This is a genomic window from Shewanella sp. ISS20 (assembly GCF_056522965.1).
The window spans coordinates 71180-88685 of record NZ_JAWRZK010000001.1 but is presented as its reverse complement, the minus strand read 5'-3'; the positions used below and the strand labels follow the sequence as shown (position 1 = coordinate 88685).

Annotated in this window: 14 protein-coding genes and 1 pseudogene; 5 read left to right on the top strand and 10 right to left on the bottom strand. The window is 46.6% G+C overall.

Features of this window, described 5'->3' with window-relative positions:
* Nucleotides 1-200 precede the first annotated feature (200 nt).
* The 9 genes from AC1HDP_RS00445 to glyA all read right to left on the bottom strand — a co-directional run bounded on the left by AC1HDP_RS00445 (nt 201) and on the right by glyA (nt 7529).
* Complete coding sequence (locus tag AC1HDP_RS00445) at nt 201-695, bottom strand: phosphatidylglycerophosphatase A family protein (RefSeq protein WP_140931773.1); 495 nt, start codon at nt 693-695, stop codon at nt 201-203.
* A complete protein-coding gene (gene thiL / locus AC1HDP_RS00440; protein ID WP_479637221.1) occupies nt 692-1651 on the bottom strand; it encodes a thiamine-phosphate kinase in 960 nt (319 codons plus the stop codon). The genes AC1HDP_RS00445 and thiL overlap by 4 nt, the downstream gene beginning before the upstream one ends.
* Before the next feature lie 69 nt (nt 1652-1720).
* Nucleotides 1721-2125, bottom strand: a complete 405-nt coding sequence (gene nusB, locus AC1HDP_RS00435) for a transcription antitermination factor NusB (protein ID WP_140931769.1) — start codon at nt 2123-2125, stop codon at nt 1721-1723.
* Nucleotides 2126-2136: 11 nt separating this feature from the next.
* Entirely contained in the window at nt 2137-2616 is a 480-nt protein-coding gene (gene ribH, locus AC1HDP_RS00430) for a 6,7-dimethyl-8-ribityllumazine synthase (RefSeq protein WP_140931767.1), read from the bottom strand.
* 130 nt (nt 2617-2746) lie between these two features.
* Entirely contained in the window at nt 2747-3850 is a 1104-nt protein-coding gene (gene ribBA, locus AC1HDP_RS00425; RefSeq protein ID WP_140931765.1) for a bifunctional 3,4-dihydroxy-2-butanone-4-phosphate synthase/GTP cyclohydrolase II, read from the bottom strand.
* Nucleotides 3851-3912: 62 nt separating this feature from the next.
* Nucleotides 3913-4566 (bottom strand): riboflavin synthase, encoded by a 654-nt coding sequence (locus tag AC1HDP_RS00420; protein ID WP_140931763.1) that lies wholly within the window; start codon nt 4564-4566, stop codon nt 3913-3915.
* Nucleotides 4567-4571: 5 nt separating this feature from the next.
* On the bottom strand, nt 4572-5690 hold the full coding sequence (gene ribD / locus AC1HDP_RS00415; protein ID WP_479639788.1) for a bifunctional diaminohydroxyphosphoribosylaminopyrimidine deaminase/5-amino-6-(5-phosphoribosylamino)uracil reductase RibD: 1119 nt from the start codon (nt 5688-5690) through the stop codon (nt 4572-4574).
* Nucleotides 5691-5743: 53 nt separating this feature from the next.
* Nucleotides 5744-6193 carry a transcriptional regulator NrdR gene (gene nrdR / locus AC1HDP_RS00410; protein WP_140931761.1) on the bottom strand — a complete coding sequence of 150 codons (450 nt, stop codon included), beginning with the start codon at nt 6191-6193 and terminating at the stop codon, nt 5744-5746.
* 82 nt (nt 6194-6275) lie between these two features.
* A complete protein-coding gene (gene glyA, locus AC1HDP_RS00405) occupies nt 6276-7529 on the bottom strand; it encodes a serine hydroxymethyltransferase (RefSeq protein ID WP_479637220.1) in 1254 nt (417 codons plus the stop codon).
* Nucleotides 7530-7745: 216 nt separating this feature from the next.
* Here glyA and AC1HDP_RS00400 point away from each other — a divergent pair, with 216 nt between their 5' ends.
* On the top strand, nt 7746-8369 hold the full coding sequence (locus AC1HDP_RS00400) for a 3'-5' exonuclease (protein ID WP_479637219.1): 624 nt from the start codon (nt 7746-7748) through the stop codon (nt 8367-8369).
* 173 nt (nt 8370-8542) lie between these two features.
* On the opposite strand, the pseudogene AC1HDP_RS00395 reads toward AC1HDP_RS00400, so the two are convergent.
* Nucleotides 8543-8983: pseudogene (locus AC1HDP_RS00395) on the bottom strand (hypothetical protein); the annotation flags it as partial.
* A gap of 471 nt (nt 8984-9454) precedes the next feature.
* Here AC1HDP_RS00395 and AC1HDP_RS00390 point away from each other — a divergent pair.
* From AC1HDP_RS00390 to AC1HDP_RS00375, 4 genes are all read left to right on the top strand, one after another.
* Entirely contained in the window at nt 9455-10636 is a 1182-nt protein-coding gene (locus AC1HDP_RS00390; RefSeq protein WP_479637218.1) for a hypothetical protein, read from the top strand.
* 180 nt (nt 10637-10816) lie between these two features.
* A complete protein-coding gene (gene ettA / locus AC1HDP_RS00385; RefSeq protein WP_479637217.1) occupies nt 10817-12484 on the top strand; it encodes an energy-dependent translational throttle protein EttA in 1668 nt (555 codons plus the stop codon).
* A gap of 440 nt (nt 12485-12924) precedes the next feature.
* Entirely contained in the window at nt 12925-14091 is a 1167-nt protein-coding gene (locus tag AC1HDP_RS00380; protein ID WP_479637216.1) for an efflux RND transporter periplasmic adaptor subunit, read from the top strand.
* Nucleotides 14091-17246, top strand: a complete 3156-nt coding sequence (locus tag AC1HDP_RS00375) for a multidrug efflux RND transporter permease subunit (RefSeq protein ID WP_479637215.1) — start codon at nt 14091-14093, stop codon at nt 17244-17246. Before AC1HDP_RS00380 ends, AC1HDP_RS00375 begins: the two co-directional genes overlap by 1 nt.
* Nucleotides 17247-17506 lie beyond the last annotated feature (260 nt).

The following is a 17506-nucleotide window of genomic DNA, read 5'->3' as shown; positions in this document are numbered from 1 at the left end:
GTTTATTCACCAGGCATTTATCTTAAAACTCATGCTTCGAGTGCTCATAGCTAATAGCTACCAGTATTCATCCCACAATAAGCAATACCCCTTCCCCAGCAGCGTTAAGCCAGTGTAATCAGCAATAAGTCAGTAAAAAAGTGGCAAAAAAAATGCCGCCAACAGGGCGACATCTTTCATTAACTAACGGGTGTTAGCGCTTAAGCAAACCAATAAATACACAGCTGTAATGAGATAAAGGCAAAAATACCCGCAACGACATCATCAATCATAATGCCAAAACCGCCTTCGACTTTGGCATCAAGCCAGCGAATTGGCCAAGGCTTTATAATGTCAAATACCCGAAACAACACAAAGCCTAACGCTATCCACTGCCATTGCATTGGCACGGCGATTAAGGTGATGAGTAGACCAGCCACTTCATCCCAAACAATGGCGCCATGATCGTGCACATCCATATCGTGAGCGGCGCGATCGCAAATAAAAATACCTGCGATTATCACAGCCAATGTCACGGCTAAATAGCCATATAAACCTAAAGGCGCTAATAATAGAAATACCGGAATGGCCGCTAAGGTACCAAAGGTACCAGGCGCCTTAGCGGCTAATCCTGAGCCAAAACCCAACGCCAAAAAGTGCACTGGGTTTTTTAAGGATAATTTCTTTAACGCGGGATCTTGCGCTAACCATTTCATTTAAAATGCTCAAATCCAGTGAAGCTTGCCTCAAAAGGCGCGCCATTGAGTGTTAATTTCAATTTTTTGCCGGAACGTATTTGACCGATACAGGTAAATCGAACCCCAGCCTGAGTTAAGGCCATGTGCAGAGCGCCCTTTTGACTCTCTGGCACAGTAAATAGCAGCTCGTAATCTTCGCCACCGCACAGTGCGTACTGACGAGCCTGCTCTTCACTGACGCAATCTTTAAGCCCTTGCGACATAGGTAAATCATTAATTTCAATTTCTGCGCCGCAGTGAGAGGCTTTAAGCACATGGGCGATATCACTGAGTAACCCATCAGAAATATCGATGGCACTAGTAGCAATATTGCGCAGTGACTGGCCGGCAAGCACTCTTGGGGTTGGATGATAATGACGAGTAATGAGTGCTTGGCGATATTCAGGGCGCACATCAACGGCGCCGCGAATAATATCAAGACCGAGGGCAGAATCACCTAACGTGCCGGTCACATAGATCCAATCACCGTTTTTAGCGCCTTGTCTGGTTAATGCCGCGCCTTCTGGCACCAGTCCTTGCACTGTGATTGTAATAGATTTGGGACCACAAGTGGTGTCCCCACCGACTAACGCAATGGAGTAGTAATCGGCGGCTTCAAAAAAACCTTCACTAAAGTCTTTTATCCACGCTTCATCCACTTCTGGCAAAGTTAAGGCGAGCGTCATCCACGCAGGCTCGGCGCCCATGGCAGCTAAGTCTGACAAATTAACCGCTAAGGCTTTATAGCCAAGGGCTTGGGCCGGCATATCAGGGAAAAAGTGGGTGTTTTCGACTAAGGTGTCGCAAGAGATAGCAATGGATTTTCGTATGGCAGGTTTCAGCAAGGCGCAATCGTCACCTATGCCCAGCACCACGTCTTTGCGTAGCGGTCCCCGTCCTTGGAAATACTTTTCTATGAGCTGGAATTCTTTCACTGACTATCAGACAGGCAGACTGTCTGCTCCTGATAAAGGAAACGGTATCCGAAGATACCGTTTTTATTCTTATTTACGAGCAACCAATTTATCTAGGATGCCGTTAACAAACTTATGACCATCTTCCGCACCGAAGGCCTTGGCCAGTTCGATTGCTTCGTTAATCACAACCTTGTATGGCACGTCTTTACGGAAAGTCAGCTCATATGTTGCTAAACGCAAAATGGCTTTCTCAACCGGAGACACTTCATCCAAAGGACGCTCTAGGTGTGGGATGATAATCTCATCCAACTGACCTGATTTAGTTGCCGCGCCAGCAAATAGCTCACGGAAATAAGCAACATCAACACCGCCCAATTCTTGCTCAGTTAAAAACTCATGCTCGACATCGGCGATATTGTTACCACTTAATTGCCATGAATAAATGGCCTGCACCGCTAAACGGCGGGCCTTACGGCGCTCAGAAGGCTTCATGTTTTTTCCTACTATGACAGCTGTTGTTCAAGTTCTTGAAGTACATTGACCATTTCCAGCAGACCCAGAGCAGCTTCGCCACCCTTGTTGCCCGCTTTAGTACCAGAGCGTTCAATAGCTTGCTCTATGGTATCTGTAGTCAATACACCGAATGATACCGGTACATCAAATTCTAATGACACTTGCGCTAGACCTTTGTTGCATTCACCGGCAACAAAATCAAAGTGTGGTGTGCCACCACGAATAACCGCACCTAAGGCGATGATGCCATCGAATTTACCGCTGGCCGCAACGCGACGAGCCGCTAATGGCAACTCAAACGCACCAGGTACACGCACCACTGTAATATTATCTTCCTGAACCTGACCGAAACGCTTCAGTGTATCTACAGCACCCTCGAGTAAACTCTCAACCAGAAAGCTATTAAAACGAGAAACAACGATAGCCACCTTGGCATTTTTCGCTTCGATATTACCTTGTACTATGTTCATTATCTTACCTAAAATTTAGCAAAGCACGATTCTCGGTGCGTACCCGAGACGAAAAGTGACGCCATCATACCACAGAGGATAGCGCCCTGATCATGCAATTTTAATGGAATATGGATTTTCCGACGCGGGATTATTCACCTACGTATTCGGTAACTTCTAAGCCAAAGCCTGAAAGCGAATGATATTTCTTAGGTGAACTCAATAAACGCATCTGAGTTACGCCAAGGTTGGCAAGGATTTGCGAACCAATACCCACGCGGCGCGACGTGCCCTGCCACTTAGCGGCGGCTTGTGCTTGACCTTTATCTTCAGCTTCAAAGGCTTTCACTTTAGCTAGCAGATCTGAGGTGTGTTGTTGGCCATCGAGCAATACCAACACGCCACCTTCAGCCGCAATTCGCGCCATGGCTTTATCTAATGGCCAGCTGCGTGATTGATCGCGCTCAGAATACAGCACGTCATTAAAGGTGTTTTGTAAGTGCACCCGTACCAATGGGTTAGTTGATACATCGCCCTTGATTAAGGCAAAGTGCAGCTGGTTATCAATAGTGTCGCGGAAAGTCACCATCTCAAACTCACCAAAACGCGTTGGCAAATGACACTTAGCTTCACGCACTACTGTGGTTTCTGTGTTATTGCGATACTCAATTAAATCGGCAATGGTGCCGATTTTAATGCCGTGTTTTTCGCTGAAAATTTCTAAATCTGGGCGGCGCGCCATAGTGCCGTCATCATTTAAAATCTCAACAATCACGCCTGAGGCTTCAAGGCCCGCTAAGCGCGCTAAATCGCAACCGGCTTCAGTGTGACCGGCGCGGGTTAATACGCCGCCATCTTGAGCCATCAATGGGAAGATATGACCAGGTTGGACTAAATCAGAGGCTTTAGCGTCTTTAGCAACAGCAGCTAATACAGTCACAGCGCGATCGTGGGCACTAATGCCTGTGGTCACGCCTTCGGCGGCTTCAATCGACACAGTAAAGTTGGTCGAGAATTGAGCATTATTGTTAGTCACCATTAACGGTAAATCTAACTGCTGACAACGCGCCTTAGTCATGGTTTGGCAAATCAGACCTCGGCCATAAGTGGCCATAAAGTTGATAGCTTGTGGCGTGACCTTTTCGGCCGCCATAATCAAATCGCCTTCATTTTCTCTGTCTTCATCATCCATAAGGATAACCATTTTACCAAGACGGATATCTTCAATGATTTCTTCTATGCTGTGTAGCGCCATCGTTAAGACCTATTTGTATTTATAAAATAAAGAATTGACTGCACTTAACAAAATGGGGCGACTTAGCGCATGAATCCCGATCTTGCCAGTAACTCCATGGTCACTCCAGAGGAGGATGCCTCGGCTGGAGCCTGTAACAAGCGCTCTAAATAGCGCGCCACTAAATCCACCTCTATATTAACGCTCGCCCCTACTGCCAAATTCACTAAGGTGGTTTCACCTGCAGTATGCGGCACAATCGTCAAACGAAAACGGGCATCCATCACTTCATTGACAGTTAAGCTCACGCCATCAATGGTAATTGAACCTTTATGCGCAATATAACGCGCTAACGATGCGGGGGCTTCTAACCAGAATTCAATCGCTTTGCCGCGAATGCTGCGCTCAACCACACGGGCAACGCCATCTACATGGCCGCTGACCATGTGACCGCCTAAACGGGTTGTTGGCATAACGGCTTTTTCAAGGTTGACCTTAGTGCCTACTTGATAATGGGCAAAGCCGGTCAAGCTTACGGTTTCGGCTGAAATATCGGCAACATAACCATCGCTTAAGCATTCCACCACAGTCAAACACACGCCATTGGTGGCAATACTGTCACCTAATTTCACATCGCTTAAATCAAGCTTACCACTGGCGACATTGAGGCGAATATCATCACCCCGGCGGTTTAACTGACGTAACGTCCCTACCGCTTCAATAATTCCTGTAAACATCTTAGTTACTCGCCTGTATGGGCTGATTTTAAAAGGAAACCTAATGTTAAGCGTCTATCTGCACCTATGGCGCGCTCATCGAGCAATTGGCAGCGCGGCGTGTCATCTAGACAACTGTAATCAGAGAGATTGACTAGATTGCGTCCCTGACTACCTAAAATTTTAATGGCTTGATATAACACCAGTTCATCGACCAAACCTTGGTCAATAAAGGCGCCCGCTAAGGTTGCGCCCGCTTCTATCATAATGGAATGGTGCTGCACGCTCAGTTTTTCAATCAAGAGGCGCAAATTAATGCGACCATCATCATCGCCATGACAGCGCCAATGGCTGATGTGTTCAGGCCAATTTTGCTTAGTGCTATCAGCATAATCTGCCACAGACACCAAAATTATCGGACTTGGCGCACTAAATAAACGGGCGCTGGCGGGCAAGCGCGCTTGACTGTCGAGTACCACGCGCACAGGTTGAATCACATCTTCTGCCGCTAAATGCTTGCTTAACTCACCTAACTCTTGATGGCGCACAGTAAGCGTTGGATCATCGGCTAAAACAGTTTCTATACCAGTAATAAGCGCCCCGTGACGAGCGCGCATGCGCTGCACGTCACGCCTTGATTCAGGTCCTGTGATCCATTTAGATACGCCATTTCTTAAGGCAGTTTTACCATCTAAACTGGCGGCAAGCTTAATACTAACTCGGGCAAGGCCTGTTTCCATGCGGTGCAAAAAGCCTGGATTTAACTGCTTTGATGCCTCGCTCCTAAGGCCGATGTCAACCTTTATGCCAGCTTGCTCCAGTAAGGCCACGCCTTTACCAGCAACTTGTGGATTAGGGTCTACCATAGCAATCACGACTCGCGTAACGCCGGCCTCAATTAAGCCTAAAGCGCAAGGCGGCGTGCGGCCATAATGGCTGCAAGGCTCTAAGGTCACATAAGCCGTAGCGCCTTGAGTTTTACCTTTGGCTTCACGCAGTGCAAATACTTCAGCATGAGGGCCACCGGCGCGTTGATGATAACCTTCACCGACAATCTGGCCTTGCAAACTGATGACGCAGCCCACATTGGGGTTAGGCGCTGTGGTATAGCGTCCCTTAGCGGCTAAGAGTAAGGCGCGATTCATACAAGCGACATCTTGCAAAGACCAGGGATTATTCACTGAGCTAACCTTATTTACTATTTTTGTAATTTAGCGATGGCTTCGCCAAATTCTGAAACATCTTCAAACGCGCGGTACACTGAGGCAAAACGAATATAAGCAACTTTATCCAGCACCATTAATTGGTCCATCATCAAGTTACCTATCATTTCAGATTTTACTTCACGCTCACCGGTCGCTCTAAGCTGCGATTTAATCTTGGTCAGGGCTTGTTCGAGTTGATCCATAGACACTGGCCGTTTTTCTACGGCACGGAGCATTCCACCACGCAGTTTTTCTTCATCAAATGGCTGGCGACTGCCATCGCGTTTAATCACGCGCGGCATGACTAATTCGGCGCCTTCAAAGGTGGTAAAGCGTTCATGGCACAGCGTACATTCGCGGCGACGGCGAACTTGATGACCATCGGCCACCAAACGCGAGTCGATAACTTTAGTCTCTGTAGCGCTGCAAAAAGGACAATGCATTTTGCCTCCGGGCAAGATAGCGACAAACAAAAAATGGCCGCAAAAGGCGGCCATTAGAGTCTATCGCATTTCAACCCCAAGGTTAACCGTAAACTGGGAACCTAGCGCACAATTCAAGCACCTGCTGCTTTACTTGCTCAATTTTGGCTAAATCGTTGACGTCATCGAGCACATCACAGATCCAACCTGTCAGCAACTTAGCTTCATCTACTTTAAAACCGCGGCGAGTAATAGCTGGCGTACCGATACGAATTCCAGAGGTCACAAACGGTGAACGTGGATCATTAGGTACTGAGTTCTTGTTAACCGTAATGTTAGCGTGACCCAAAGCCGCATCGGCTTCTTTACCGGTAATGCCTTTATCAATCAAGTCCACCAGCATTAAGTGGTTATCAGTGCCGCCAGAGACGATTTTGTAACCGCGCTCAAGGAATACGGCCACCATGGCTTTAGCATTCTGCACGACTTGCTGTTGATAGATTTTAAACTCTGGCTCTAATGCTTCTTTAAAGGCGACCGCTTTACCCGCGATAACATGCATTAACGGGCCACCTTGACCACCTGGGAATACGGCTGAGTTCAGCTTCTTATACAGGTCTTCATCGTTAGCGGCTGATAAAATAATACCGCCGCGTGGACCCGCTAAGGTTTTATGAGTGGTTGATGTCACAACATGAGCGTGCGGTAATGGGTCTGGATAAACAGCCGCGGCCACTAAACCTGCTACGTGCGCCATGTCCACAAACAGGTAAGCACCAATTTTATCAGCAATGGCACGCATTCTTGCCCAATCGACAATGCCTGAATAAGCAGAGAAACCGCCAATCATCATCTTTGGCTTTTTCTCAATCGCTATGCGTTCCATCTCGTCATAATCAATATGACCAGTTTCATCGATGCCGTAAGGAATGATGTTGTACAGCTTGCCAGAGAAGTTAACTGGTGAGCCATGAGTTAAATGACCGCCATGGGCCAAGTTCATGCCAAGAACAGTGTCACCCGGTTGCAACAGCGCCATGTAAACTGCGCTGTTAGCTTGTGAGCCAGAATGCGGCTGCACGTTTGCATAGGTGGCACCAAATAACTCTTTCGCGCGCTCAATGGCTAAGGTTTCAACGATATCAACGTACTCACAACCACCGTAATAACGCTTTTCTGGGTAACCTTCAGCGTACTTATTAGTCAGCTGCGAACCTTGCGCTTCCATGACTCGTGGGCTGGTGTAATTTTCTGATGCAATCAGCTCAATATGTTCTTCTTGGCGACGAGTCTCGTTCTCGATTGCGGCGAACAATTGTGGATCATAATCAGCAATATTCATGTCTTTCTTCAGCATTAGCGACTCCGGCAGCAAAGTGAACTTTGGTATTAGGTAGGATACGTCTCGAATGGCGGCTAGTTTACTCTGCTATGGGTCACAATCCCAGACCGAAGCGCATGAAAATACTTGCATTAGCCCTGAACGCTGTGTTCTGAAAACTGACCTTAAGCCACAATTGCAGTATATACTGCGCGCGTTATTCACTTATGCACACCATCAAGGTTCCTTGTTATGCCAGCTACACCTGCTCATTCGGTTATCGTTCTCGACTTTGAAACCACAGGCTTATCGCCCAATTTAGGTGATCGCGCCATCGAAATTGGCGCCGTTAAATTAGTTAACGGCGAGGTTGTTGATACCTTTCAGCAACTGATTAATCCAGGTTGCCGCGTTAGCAGTTTTATTGAAGGTTATACCGGCATTACTAACGCTATGCTAAGCACTGCGCCCCAAAGCGATGTAGTGATGAGTGAATTTGCGCGCTTTATGGGAGACAGCCATCTCGTGGCCCACAACGCTTCGTTCGATAAACGTTTTTTAGATGCTGAATTTGAGCGGATAAATCATAGCTATTCTGGCCAATTTGCTTGCTCCATGCTCATTGCTCGCCGCCTCATTCCTGAGGCGCCCACCCATAAACTTGGGGATTTAGTACGTTTTAAAAGGATAGATAATGATGGCGTATTTCACCGCGCTTTAGCCGATGCGCAAATGACAGCCAAATTGTGGATGGTGATGATTAACGAGCTAGCACAAACGCGAACCATGGCGCCAAGCTTTAAGCAGATGCAAACCATTGGTAAAACCAGCAAAAGTGCCGTTGGCAGCTTACTTAAGCAGTGGGCGAAAGATTAAAACTATTAACTGTCGTTTTAATAACAACCGCCTTAATAGCAAGCCTTTTAATAACCGTAGCTTTATTAGCAATAGTGCTAATAAATTTAGGCCTTAGCGTGGTTGCCCCCTAAGGCCTAAATAATGGCAATTAATGCCAATCAGCTCGATTGACCTTAATTAGGCGCAGCGAGTTCCGCAAAGCCCATTAATTCACTTGGCCATATGGGCGCCAATCCCGCCACTTGTTTGCCGCCCAAGATAGCCATCTTTTTATCGACCAGTTGCTCTGCAATAATTTGCGGCGAGCCGCCTGTCACCAACATAGTCGCTAATTGATTGGTATCTGCGTTCCACACTAATCCAGCCTCCTCGGCAAATTCAGGAATAGGACTGTGATTGGCGATTACATAAAACAGTGGCCCTTGCTGCTGAATTTCTGTGGCAGTGCTTAGTACCTGCATAGTATTTTCATACTGAGATCCCAGTAAAGCTTGCATCCTATCTTTAATCAAAGGCTGCTCAAATAAGTCCACATCATTAGGGTCTAACCCCACTAACGGTTTAAACAATGCCCACATCAATTGCCCTTGCGGTGACATTAATAGCAAAGGTGCGGCGCATGCGTTGAGCATTAAAATCAAACTTAAGAGGAAAATCGGCCGATAGCGGCTACGTCTAAGGTTACCCACTTTAGTGCATTCCTATTGCATACCGACAAGGTTCGGCAGCAAACATTAACGACTTTCAACAAGATAAGCGACACTAGCACGCAACAAAGCATTAATATTTTTAACCATTGCAGCACATAATCTGCTTCTATTGCTGATCATAGGTAAATGCGGGCTAGCAATCACATGCGACTCTTTGGCCTGCGATATCAGTAAATAAGACCAAAAAGGTAGGAAAACTCAGGTAATCAATCATTGAAAATAGGCATAAATCAATGATAAGTTTACAAAATGTAAAGGATTTGCATGAAAAGATTATCAAGTAAAATACTGACTGCGGCGTCATCAATATTCGACAAAAGACTTAACCCTTACAAGTGTTCGAAGTAACATTCTGATATACATGATAAAAATAATACAATAGGAGCAAACTAGATGCTAAGGTTATTGTCTCTGATGCTACTTAGCATCCATGCCTTCGCGGCAGAACCGCTAGCGAATATCCCCCATGCCTACAACGTAAAAATATCCCCTGACGGCCAATACTTAGCGGCGATGATTGATGATACGCATCAAAAAAACCTCACGATATTAGCCACAGATACTCTCACGCCCATCTATCACTTCACCCCCAAAGATAACTACATAGGTAATTTTCACTGGGTTAATCCACAGCGAGTAGTAATAGAGCTTAATGAACGCACGGGAAAAATAGCGCCACACATGATTAGTGAGCTTTACGCCGTTAACTATGATGGCGGGCAAGGACAAATGATATTTGGTGAGCGCTCGCAAAACGGCATTATCATTTCTGGCTACTCAGCCCATTGGCTATCCCGCCTAAGCGCCGATGATGAGCACATTTTAATTGCCAAAACTGCGTCCACCCGCTTAGGCAACAGCACTGAAGTCACTAAAATCAATGTGTACACCGGCGGCGAGCGCACCATTAAACGCTCATCCCTTGATGATAATACCTTTGTACTCGACCATCAGGGCAATCCGCGCTTAGTCTCTGGCATTGACGATGATGGCAAAACCAAGGTGTTCTACAGCCAAGGCTATGGTGAAAAATGGCATCCCTTTGCTATCAATCCAGGCAATAGTTTTACGCCATTAGGTTTTAGTGAAGATAATCAGCATATTTACGCTGTAAAAAGTGAGGCAGAGCAAGCGCCAGCTTTATACCAATATACAGTGCCAACGGGGGCAGAAATGCTTTTGCAACCCGCGTTAGTGGCATCAACTTACGCACTTATCCATGACAACCAAGTGTATGGCGTCAGAATCGATGCGCCGCCAGCGACTCAACAATCAAAATCCAAAACACCAATAGAAACGACAGCGTCTCCTCAACACATTTTCTTTAATCCTGCCAATCCAGACAGTCAACTGCATCAAGCCTTAATGGCTAAATTTAAGGACGCACCTGTCATCATCACCAGTCGCACTCATGATAATAAGCATCTAGTGGTGTATGTAGAAAGCGACACTTATGCTGGTGACTTTTATTTAGTTAACAGCCAAAGCATGCAAACGCGCTTGCTGTTTAGCGCAGCAAATAAGCAAGACCCTAAACGTATGAGCCTCATCAAGACCGCGTTAATTGCCCCTTAGGTAAGCAAAGACTCATTGCTGCTCAAGCACCAATGACTATGCGATTAACTATGACGACTAATAGACTTGTTAATAATGACTGCACCAAGCGCTTAAATTAAGCGCAAACTCACCTTGCTACTGGCAGCAAAAGAGGCAATTTAGTAAACTCGCTCCATTATCAAAAAACCGAGAAATTACATGGCTCAATTTGTGTATAGCATGCTTAGAGTCGGCAAGATTGTGCCGCCGAAAAAGCAAATTCTAAAAGATATTTCCTTAAGCTTTTTCCCGGGCGCCAAGATTGGTGTTTTGGGTCTTAACGGCTCGGGTAAATCAACCTTACTGCGCATCATGGCCGGTATTGATACTGAGATTGAAGGTGAAGCGCGGCCAATGCCGGGGCTTAAGATTGGTTATCTGCCGCAGGAGCCAAAGCTTGATCCAACGCAAACTGTGCGTGAAGCCGTTGAAGAAGCCGTAGCCGTTGCCAAAAATGCCTTGACTCGCCTTGATGAAGTCTATGCCTTATATGCTGAACCAGATGCTGACTTTGATGCCTTAGCCAAAGAGCAAGGTGAACTTGAAGCTATCATTCAGGCGCAAGATGCCCATAACTTAGATAACATCTTAGAGCGCGCAGCCAATGCCCTGCGTCTGCCTGATTGGGATGAAAAAATCGAAGTATTATCGGGCGGTGAACGTCGCCGTGTAGCTATTTGTCGCTTGCTGCTTGAAAAGCCAGAAATGCTACTACTCGACGAACCCACCAACCACTTGGATGCCGAATCTGTCGCTTGGCTTGAACACTTTTTACAAGAATACACGGGCACTGTGGTCGCTATTACCCACGACCGTTACTTCCTTGATAATGCCGCTGGCTGGATTTTAGAACTGGACCGCGGTGAAGGTATTCCGTGGGAAGGCAACTATTCTTCATGGTTAGAGCAAAAAGATGCCCGTTTGAAGCAAGAATCGGCCACAGAAAGCGCTCGTCAAAAAACCATAGCTAAAGAACTTGAATGGGTACGCCAAGGTTCTAAAGGTCGTCAATCTAAAGGCAAGGCGCGTATGGCCCGCTTTGAAGAACTGAACACCAACGATTACCAAAAGCGTAACGAGACCAATGAGTTGTTCATTCCACCAGGACCGCGCTTAGGCGACAAGGTGATTGAAGTGAATAACCTCACTAAGTCTTATGGCGATCGCGTCTTGATTGATAACTTATCATTCTCAGTCCCTAAAGGCGCCATTGTCGGCATTATCGGTGCTAACGGCGCCGGTAAATCCACCTTATTCAAGATGTTATCTGGCGCAGAAACCCCAGATAGTGGCACCATTGAACTCGGTGAAACCGTACAATTAGCCTCGGTTGAGCAGTTCCGTGATTCGATGAATGACAAGAACACTATTTGGGAAGAAATCTCAGGTGGTCAAGACATCATGCGTATTAACAACATGGAAATTCCAAGCCGCGCTTATGTCGGCCGCTTTAACTTCCGTGGTGGCGATCAGCAAAAAATCATTGGCTCCTTGTCGGGCGGTGAACGTAACCGCGTGCATTTAGCTAAACTGCTGCAAGCAGGCGGTAACGTACTGTTACTCGACGAACCAACCAACGACTTAGACGTTGAAACCTTGCGAGCACTGGAAGAAGCCTTATTGGAATTCCCAGGTTGCGCTATGGTTATTTCGCACGACCGTTGGTTCCTGGATAGAATCGCGACCCATATTCTTGATTATCGCGATGAAGGCCAAGTGAACTTCTACGAAGGTAACTACACCGAATACTCAGCTTGGTTAAAAGCCACTTATGGCGCCGATGTGGTTGAACCGCATCGCCTTAAGTACAAGCGTATGTCTAAGTAATTCATTGCGTTAGTTAACTGAACTAGCAAGAGTATAAAATAAGGCCAGCGTTTTGCTGGCCTTATTATTAACTATGACTAACTTGCGTCTAGCTAAGTTAAATCAATGAATTTAGGTAGCATCAGTCGGGCACTTATTCATTAACCATCAAGCATTAACCATTGTTAATAGAACAGGCAAATTCTGCCTCGACTAAAAGCCTAGGCCAAGAGATTAGCCGCGCAAGTCACCCAGACAAAAAACTGCGACCGAAAAACACATTGCCAACGAACGTAAGCAAATACCCTTACCCACTCATTTAGCTGATCAAGATCACACTTTACCCACAAAACCCAATTTGCTTTACATTGCTTTACCCTATGGCGCGCCAATTTTCTTTACAATAGTGTCACTTAATCCCGATGGTTGGGGACGCTTTGTTCAGGAGAAGTCTGGCTCACATGAAGAAAAATACACTTGCGCTGATGCTAATAATCTTAGGTATCACAGCCTTAGGCGTAACTTATTATGCTAAGGGTACGTTATTAGCTAACAGTCAGCCGGCTAAAGGTCTAGGAGCTGAAAAACGTGGCATGTCCGCGGCAGCAGCCAATAAAAAACCGGTAGCCGTTATCACAGCAACTGTGTCGAGCCAGAGTTTAGAGCAACAACTCTCACTCATAGGTAAACTTGAAGCCTATGAATCTGTGTGGGTAGCCCCGCAAATTAGCGGCAAGATAGATAAAGTGCATATCGCTGAAAATCAGCCAGTAAAATCGGGGGATTTACTCATCACCCTTGAAGATAGCCACGTCCGCGCCACGGTTGCAGAAGCAGAAGCCATATTGCACGATGAAGAGCGCAAACTAAGAGACTTTATTAAGCTCAGCAGCAGCTACGCTATTACCCAAAGTGAAATTGATGCCCAGCGCGCTCAAGTGGATATTGCCAGTGCCCGCCTAAATGCCGCCAAGAGCAATGCCAATTATCATTATCTGCGCGCGCCATTTGCAGGCCACACAGGTCTCATTGATTTCAGCCCAGGCAAAATGGTGGCTGCTGGCGCAGAATTAGTCAGTATTGATAACTTATCGCGTTTAAAACTTGATATTGCCGTCCCCGAAAAGTATTTATCACAATTATCACTAGGCATGGATATTCAGGCCAGCAGCGCCGCTTGGCCGCAGCAAGCATTTACTGGCACAGTTAAGGCCATCAACCCAAGAATCAATGCCAACACTTTAAATCTGACCTTACGGGTTGAGTTTAACAATCCCGCCAAACAATTAATGCCGGGCATGATGATGCAAGCGCTGCTGACCTTTGCACCGGTAACCGCCCCGGTCATTCCAGTGCAAGCACTTGAATACTCAGGTACTAAGCGCTTTGTGTATGTCGTCAATGACACCCAAGTAGTGAGCCGCGAAGAAGTGATATTAGGTCATAGAGTCGGTGATTCGGTTCTGATTGAATCAGGCCTTAACGTTGGCGATGAAATTGTGGTGCAAGGCTTAGTTAATATGCGCGATGGCTTATCGATTAAGACATTAGTCCCAGAGCATGAGTCAGTAACCGCCGCCAGCCAAGATACCATTGCGGGCGCCGCCCAAGTGAATGGAGCGAGCTAATGTTACTTTCTGATGTGTCAGTAAAACGCCCTGTGGTTGCCATAGTGCTATCACTGTTATTGTGCGTATTTGGCTTAGTATCGCTCACAAAACTTGCTGTGCGAGAAATGCCGGACGTTGAAAGCCCTGTCGTGTCGGTCATGACCACCTATAAAGGTGCGTCTGCCAGCATTATTGAAAACCAAATTACCCAAACCCTTGAAGATGAAATCACTGGCATTAGCGGCATAGATGAAATCACCTCTGTCACTCGTAATGGCATGTCGCGCATTACTGTGATTTTTGAGCTTGGATCTGATCTCACCGAAGGCGTGAGTGATGTCAGAGATGCCGTCGCAAGAGCCCAAAGGCGCCTACCAGAATCAGCGGATGACCCTATAGTCTCTAAAGATAATGGCTCCGGAGAGCCTGCTATTTATGTCAATTTGCGCTCTGAAGTCATGGATAGAACTCAGCTCACGGATTACGCCCAGCGCGTCTTAGAAGACAGATTTAACCTCATTAGCGGCGTGAGTTCAGTGAACTTATCCGGCGCCTTATATCAAGTCATGTATGTGCAGTTAAACCCAGTATTAATGGCTGGGCGCGGCATTACCCCAAGTGATATTAGCGCGGCGCTGCAGCGCGAAAATATTGAAGCGCCCGCAGGCCAAGTTCGCAATGATACCAGCGTAATGTCGGTGCGCACCCAAAGGCTGTATCAAAGCGCAAGCGATTTTGAATATCTGCGGGTGAACCCTAGCAGTAAAGAGCCTGTGTATCTCAAAGATGTCGCCAATGTCTATTTAGGCGCAGAGAATGAAAACTCTACCTATAAAAGTGATGGTGTAGTCAATTTAAGCTTAGGCATAGTGGCGCAGTCTGATGCGAACCCACTCAGCGTGGCACAAAAGGTTAAGGCGGAAGTTGAGCGCATGCAAAACTACTTGCCTGCTGGTACTGAGCTCAACGTCAATTACGACAGCACTGTCTTTATTAAGCGCTCCATTGAAGAAGTCTATTCCACCTTAGTGGTTACAGGTTTATTAGTGGTTTTGGTCTTGTATCTATTTATTGGCCAAGCGCGCGCCACCTTAATTCCGGCGGTGACTGTGCCAGTCTCACTGGTATCTGCCTTTATCGTCACTTATGCCTTAGGCTATTCCATTAACTTATTAACCTTAATGGCACTGATCTTAGCCATAGGTTTAGTGGTGGATGATGCCATTGTGGTGGTGGAAAACATCTTCCATCACATTGAAAAAGGCAGCCCACCGTTAGTGGCCGCCTTTGAAGGTACCAGAGAAGTGGGCTTTGCGGTTATCGCCACCACAGTAGTGCTAGTGATGGTGTTCTTACCTATCTCCTTTATGGATGGCATGGTTGGTTTATTATTTACTGAGTTTTCGGTGGTGCTAGCGGTAGCTGTGATGTTCTCATCTTTAATCGCCCTCACCTTAACCCCAGTGTTATCTAGCCATTTACTTAAAGCCAATGTCGCGCCCAATCGCCTGACCCAGCGCATTAATCACTCATTTGATCGCTTAGAGCTAAGTTATCAGCGCCTGCTGGCCTATAGCTTACGTTGGCGCTACGGCGCGCCACTGGTGATTATCTTGTGCGTAGTGGGCAGCGTGATGTTAGCTCAACAAGTGCCTTCGCAATTAGCGCCCAAGGAAGATAGAGGCGTAGTGTTTGCCTTTGTTAAAGGCGCCGAAGGCACGAGTTATAACCGCATGAGCGCCAATATGGACATAGTCGAAGGCCGCTTAATGCCGCTACTTGAACAAGGGATTTTGCGCTCATTCAGCGTGCAGGCCCCAGCCTTTGGTGGCCGCGCTGGCGATCAAACCGGTTTTGTTATCATGTTACTGGAAGACTGGGAAGACAGAGACTTACATGCCGAGCAAGCCTTAGGCGTGATTGCGGGTGCACTTAAAGATATTCCCGATGTGCGCGTTTGGCCCATGATGCCAGGTTTTCGTGGCCAATCGAGTGAAGCCGTACAATTGGTCATTGGCGGCAGTGATTACACTGAGCTGTATCACTGGGCGCAATTGCTGCAACAGCAAGCCATGGATAGCGGCATGATGACAGGCATAGATTTAGATTACGCCGAAACCACGCCTGAATTGATGGTCACGGTAGATAAGCAGCGCGCCGCTGAGCTTGGTATCAGTGTGAAAGATATCGCCGACACCTTAGAAATTATGCTAGGTGGCCGCAAAGAAACCACCTTTGTAGAGCGCGGCGAAGAATACGATGTCTATTTGCGCGGCAGTGAAAACAGTTTTAATAATGCTGATTCGCTTAATAGCATTTATTTGCGCAGTCAATTTGGTGATTTAGTCTCTCTCAATAACTTAGTAGCGGTCGATGAAGTGGCTTCGGCGCAAAAACTCAGTCACAGCAATAAGCAAAAATCCATCACCCTAAAAGCAAACTTAGCCGAAGGCTACACCTTAGGTCAGGCGCTCGATTTTCTTGATAAACAAGCCATAGAACAATTGCCAGCCGACATTAACATTGGCTATAGCGGTGAATCGAAAGACTATAAAGAAAATCAAAGCAGTATCTTAATAGTGTTTGGTTTAGCGTTATTAGTCGCTTACTTAGTGCTGGCGGCGCAGTTTGAAAGCTTTATTAACCCGTTAGTGGTTATGCTCACTGTACCTATGGGGGTGTTTGGTGGCTTCCTTGGCCTGTGGTTTACCTCCCAAGGCATTAATATTTACAGCCAAATTGGCATGATTATGCTGATTGGCATGGTCACCAAAAACGGTATTTTGATTGTTGAATTTGCCAACCAATTAAGAGACAAGGGACTTGCCATTGATGATGCTGTAATTCAAGCCTCAAGCCGCCGTTTACGCCCAATTTTAATGACAGCCTTCACTACGTTAGTGGGCGCAATTCCGCTGATTATCAGCACAGGCGCTGGCGCGGAGAGCCGCATATCTGTTGGCACTGTAGTATTTTTTGGTATGGCCTTTGCGACCTTAGTGAGTTTATTAATTATCCCTGCTATGTACCGCTTAATCTCAGTGCATAGCCACTCACCTGGATTTATTGCCGCTAAACTTGCGCAGGCAATGGCAACGCAAGCCGCTAACAGAGCCGCTGAGTCACAAACAGCAGCGAATCCACCAGCAGATGCCGTTACTCATAAGAGTTAATCAGCATGGCTGAGGTTTACGTGGCTTAACTAGCTAAAACCATAACGTTACACAGGGTCATTGCCACAGCAATGGCCCTTTTTTCGCCAAGACGATAGGCCTTAGCTTATTCAAGCAGGTCTTACATCAAGCTTAAATAGCAAATCAAAGTAAGTCGGCGGCAACAATCGATAGCTCGATAGTCTAATCTGCGTCAAAACCAAACAATCAGACTATTAAGCCGCCCATATTAACTAGTTATAAAACCCAACATATAAACC

Bases quoted from the DNA above. Each gene is read 5' to 3' on its own strand.
- AC1HDP_RS00445 (WP_140931773.1), bottom strand. From the start codon at position 695: ATGAAATGGTTAGCGCAAGATCCCGCGTTAAAGAAATTATCCTTAAAA.
- nusB (WP_140931769.1), bottom strand. From the start codon at position 2,125: ATGAAGCCTTCTGAGCGCCGTAAGGCCCGCCGTTTAGCGGTGCAGGCC.
- ribH (WP_140931767.1), bottom strand. From the start codon at position 2,616: ATGAACATAGTACAAGGTAATATCGAAGCGAAAAATGCCAAGGTGGCT.
- ribBA (WP_140931765.1), bottom strand. From the start codon at position 3,850: ATGGCGCTACACAGCATAGAAGAAATCATTGAAGATATCCGTCTTGGT.
- AC1HDP_RS00420 (WP_140931763.1), bottom strand. From the start codon at position 4,566: ATGTTTACAGGAATTATTGAAGCGGTAGGGACGTTACGTCAGTTAAAC.
- ribD (WP_479639788.1), bottom strand. From the start codon at position 5,690: ATGAATCGCGCCTTACTCTTAGCCGCTAAGGGACGCTATACCACAGCG.
- nrdR (WP_140931761.1), bottom strand. From the start codon at position 6,193: ATGCATTGTCCTTTTTGCAGCGCTACAGAGACTAAAGTTATCGACTCG.
- glyA (WP_479637220.1), bottom strand. From the start codon at position 7,529: ATGCTGAAGAAAGACATGAATATTGCTGATTATGATCCACAATTGTTC.
- AC1HDP_RS00400 (WP_479637219.1), top strand. From the start codon at position 7,746: ATGCCAGCTACACCTGCTCATTCGGTTATCGTTCTCGACTTTGAAACC.
- AC1HDP_RS00390 (WP_479637218.1), top strand. From the start codon at position 9,455: ATGCTAAGGTTATTGTCTCTGATGCTACTTAGCATCCATGCCTTCGCG.
- ettA (WP_479637217.1), top strand. From the start codon at position 10,817: ATGGCTCAATTTGTGTATAGCATGCTTAGAGTCGGCAAGATTGTGCCG.
- AC1HDP_RS00380 (WP_479637216.1), top strand. From the start codon at position 12,925: ATGAAGAAAAATACACTTGCGCTGATGCTAATAATCTTAGGTATCACA.
- AC1HDP_RS00375 (WP_479637215.1), top strand. From the start codon at position 14,091: ATGTTACTTTCTGATGTGTCAGTAAAACGCCCTGTGGTTGCCATAGTG.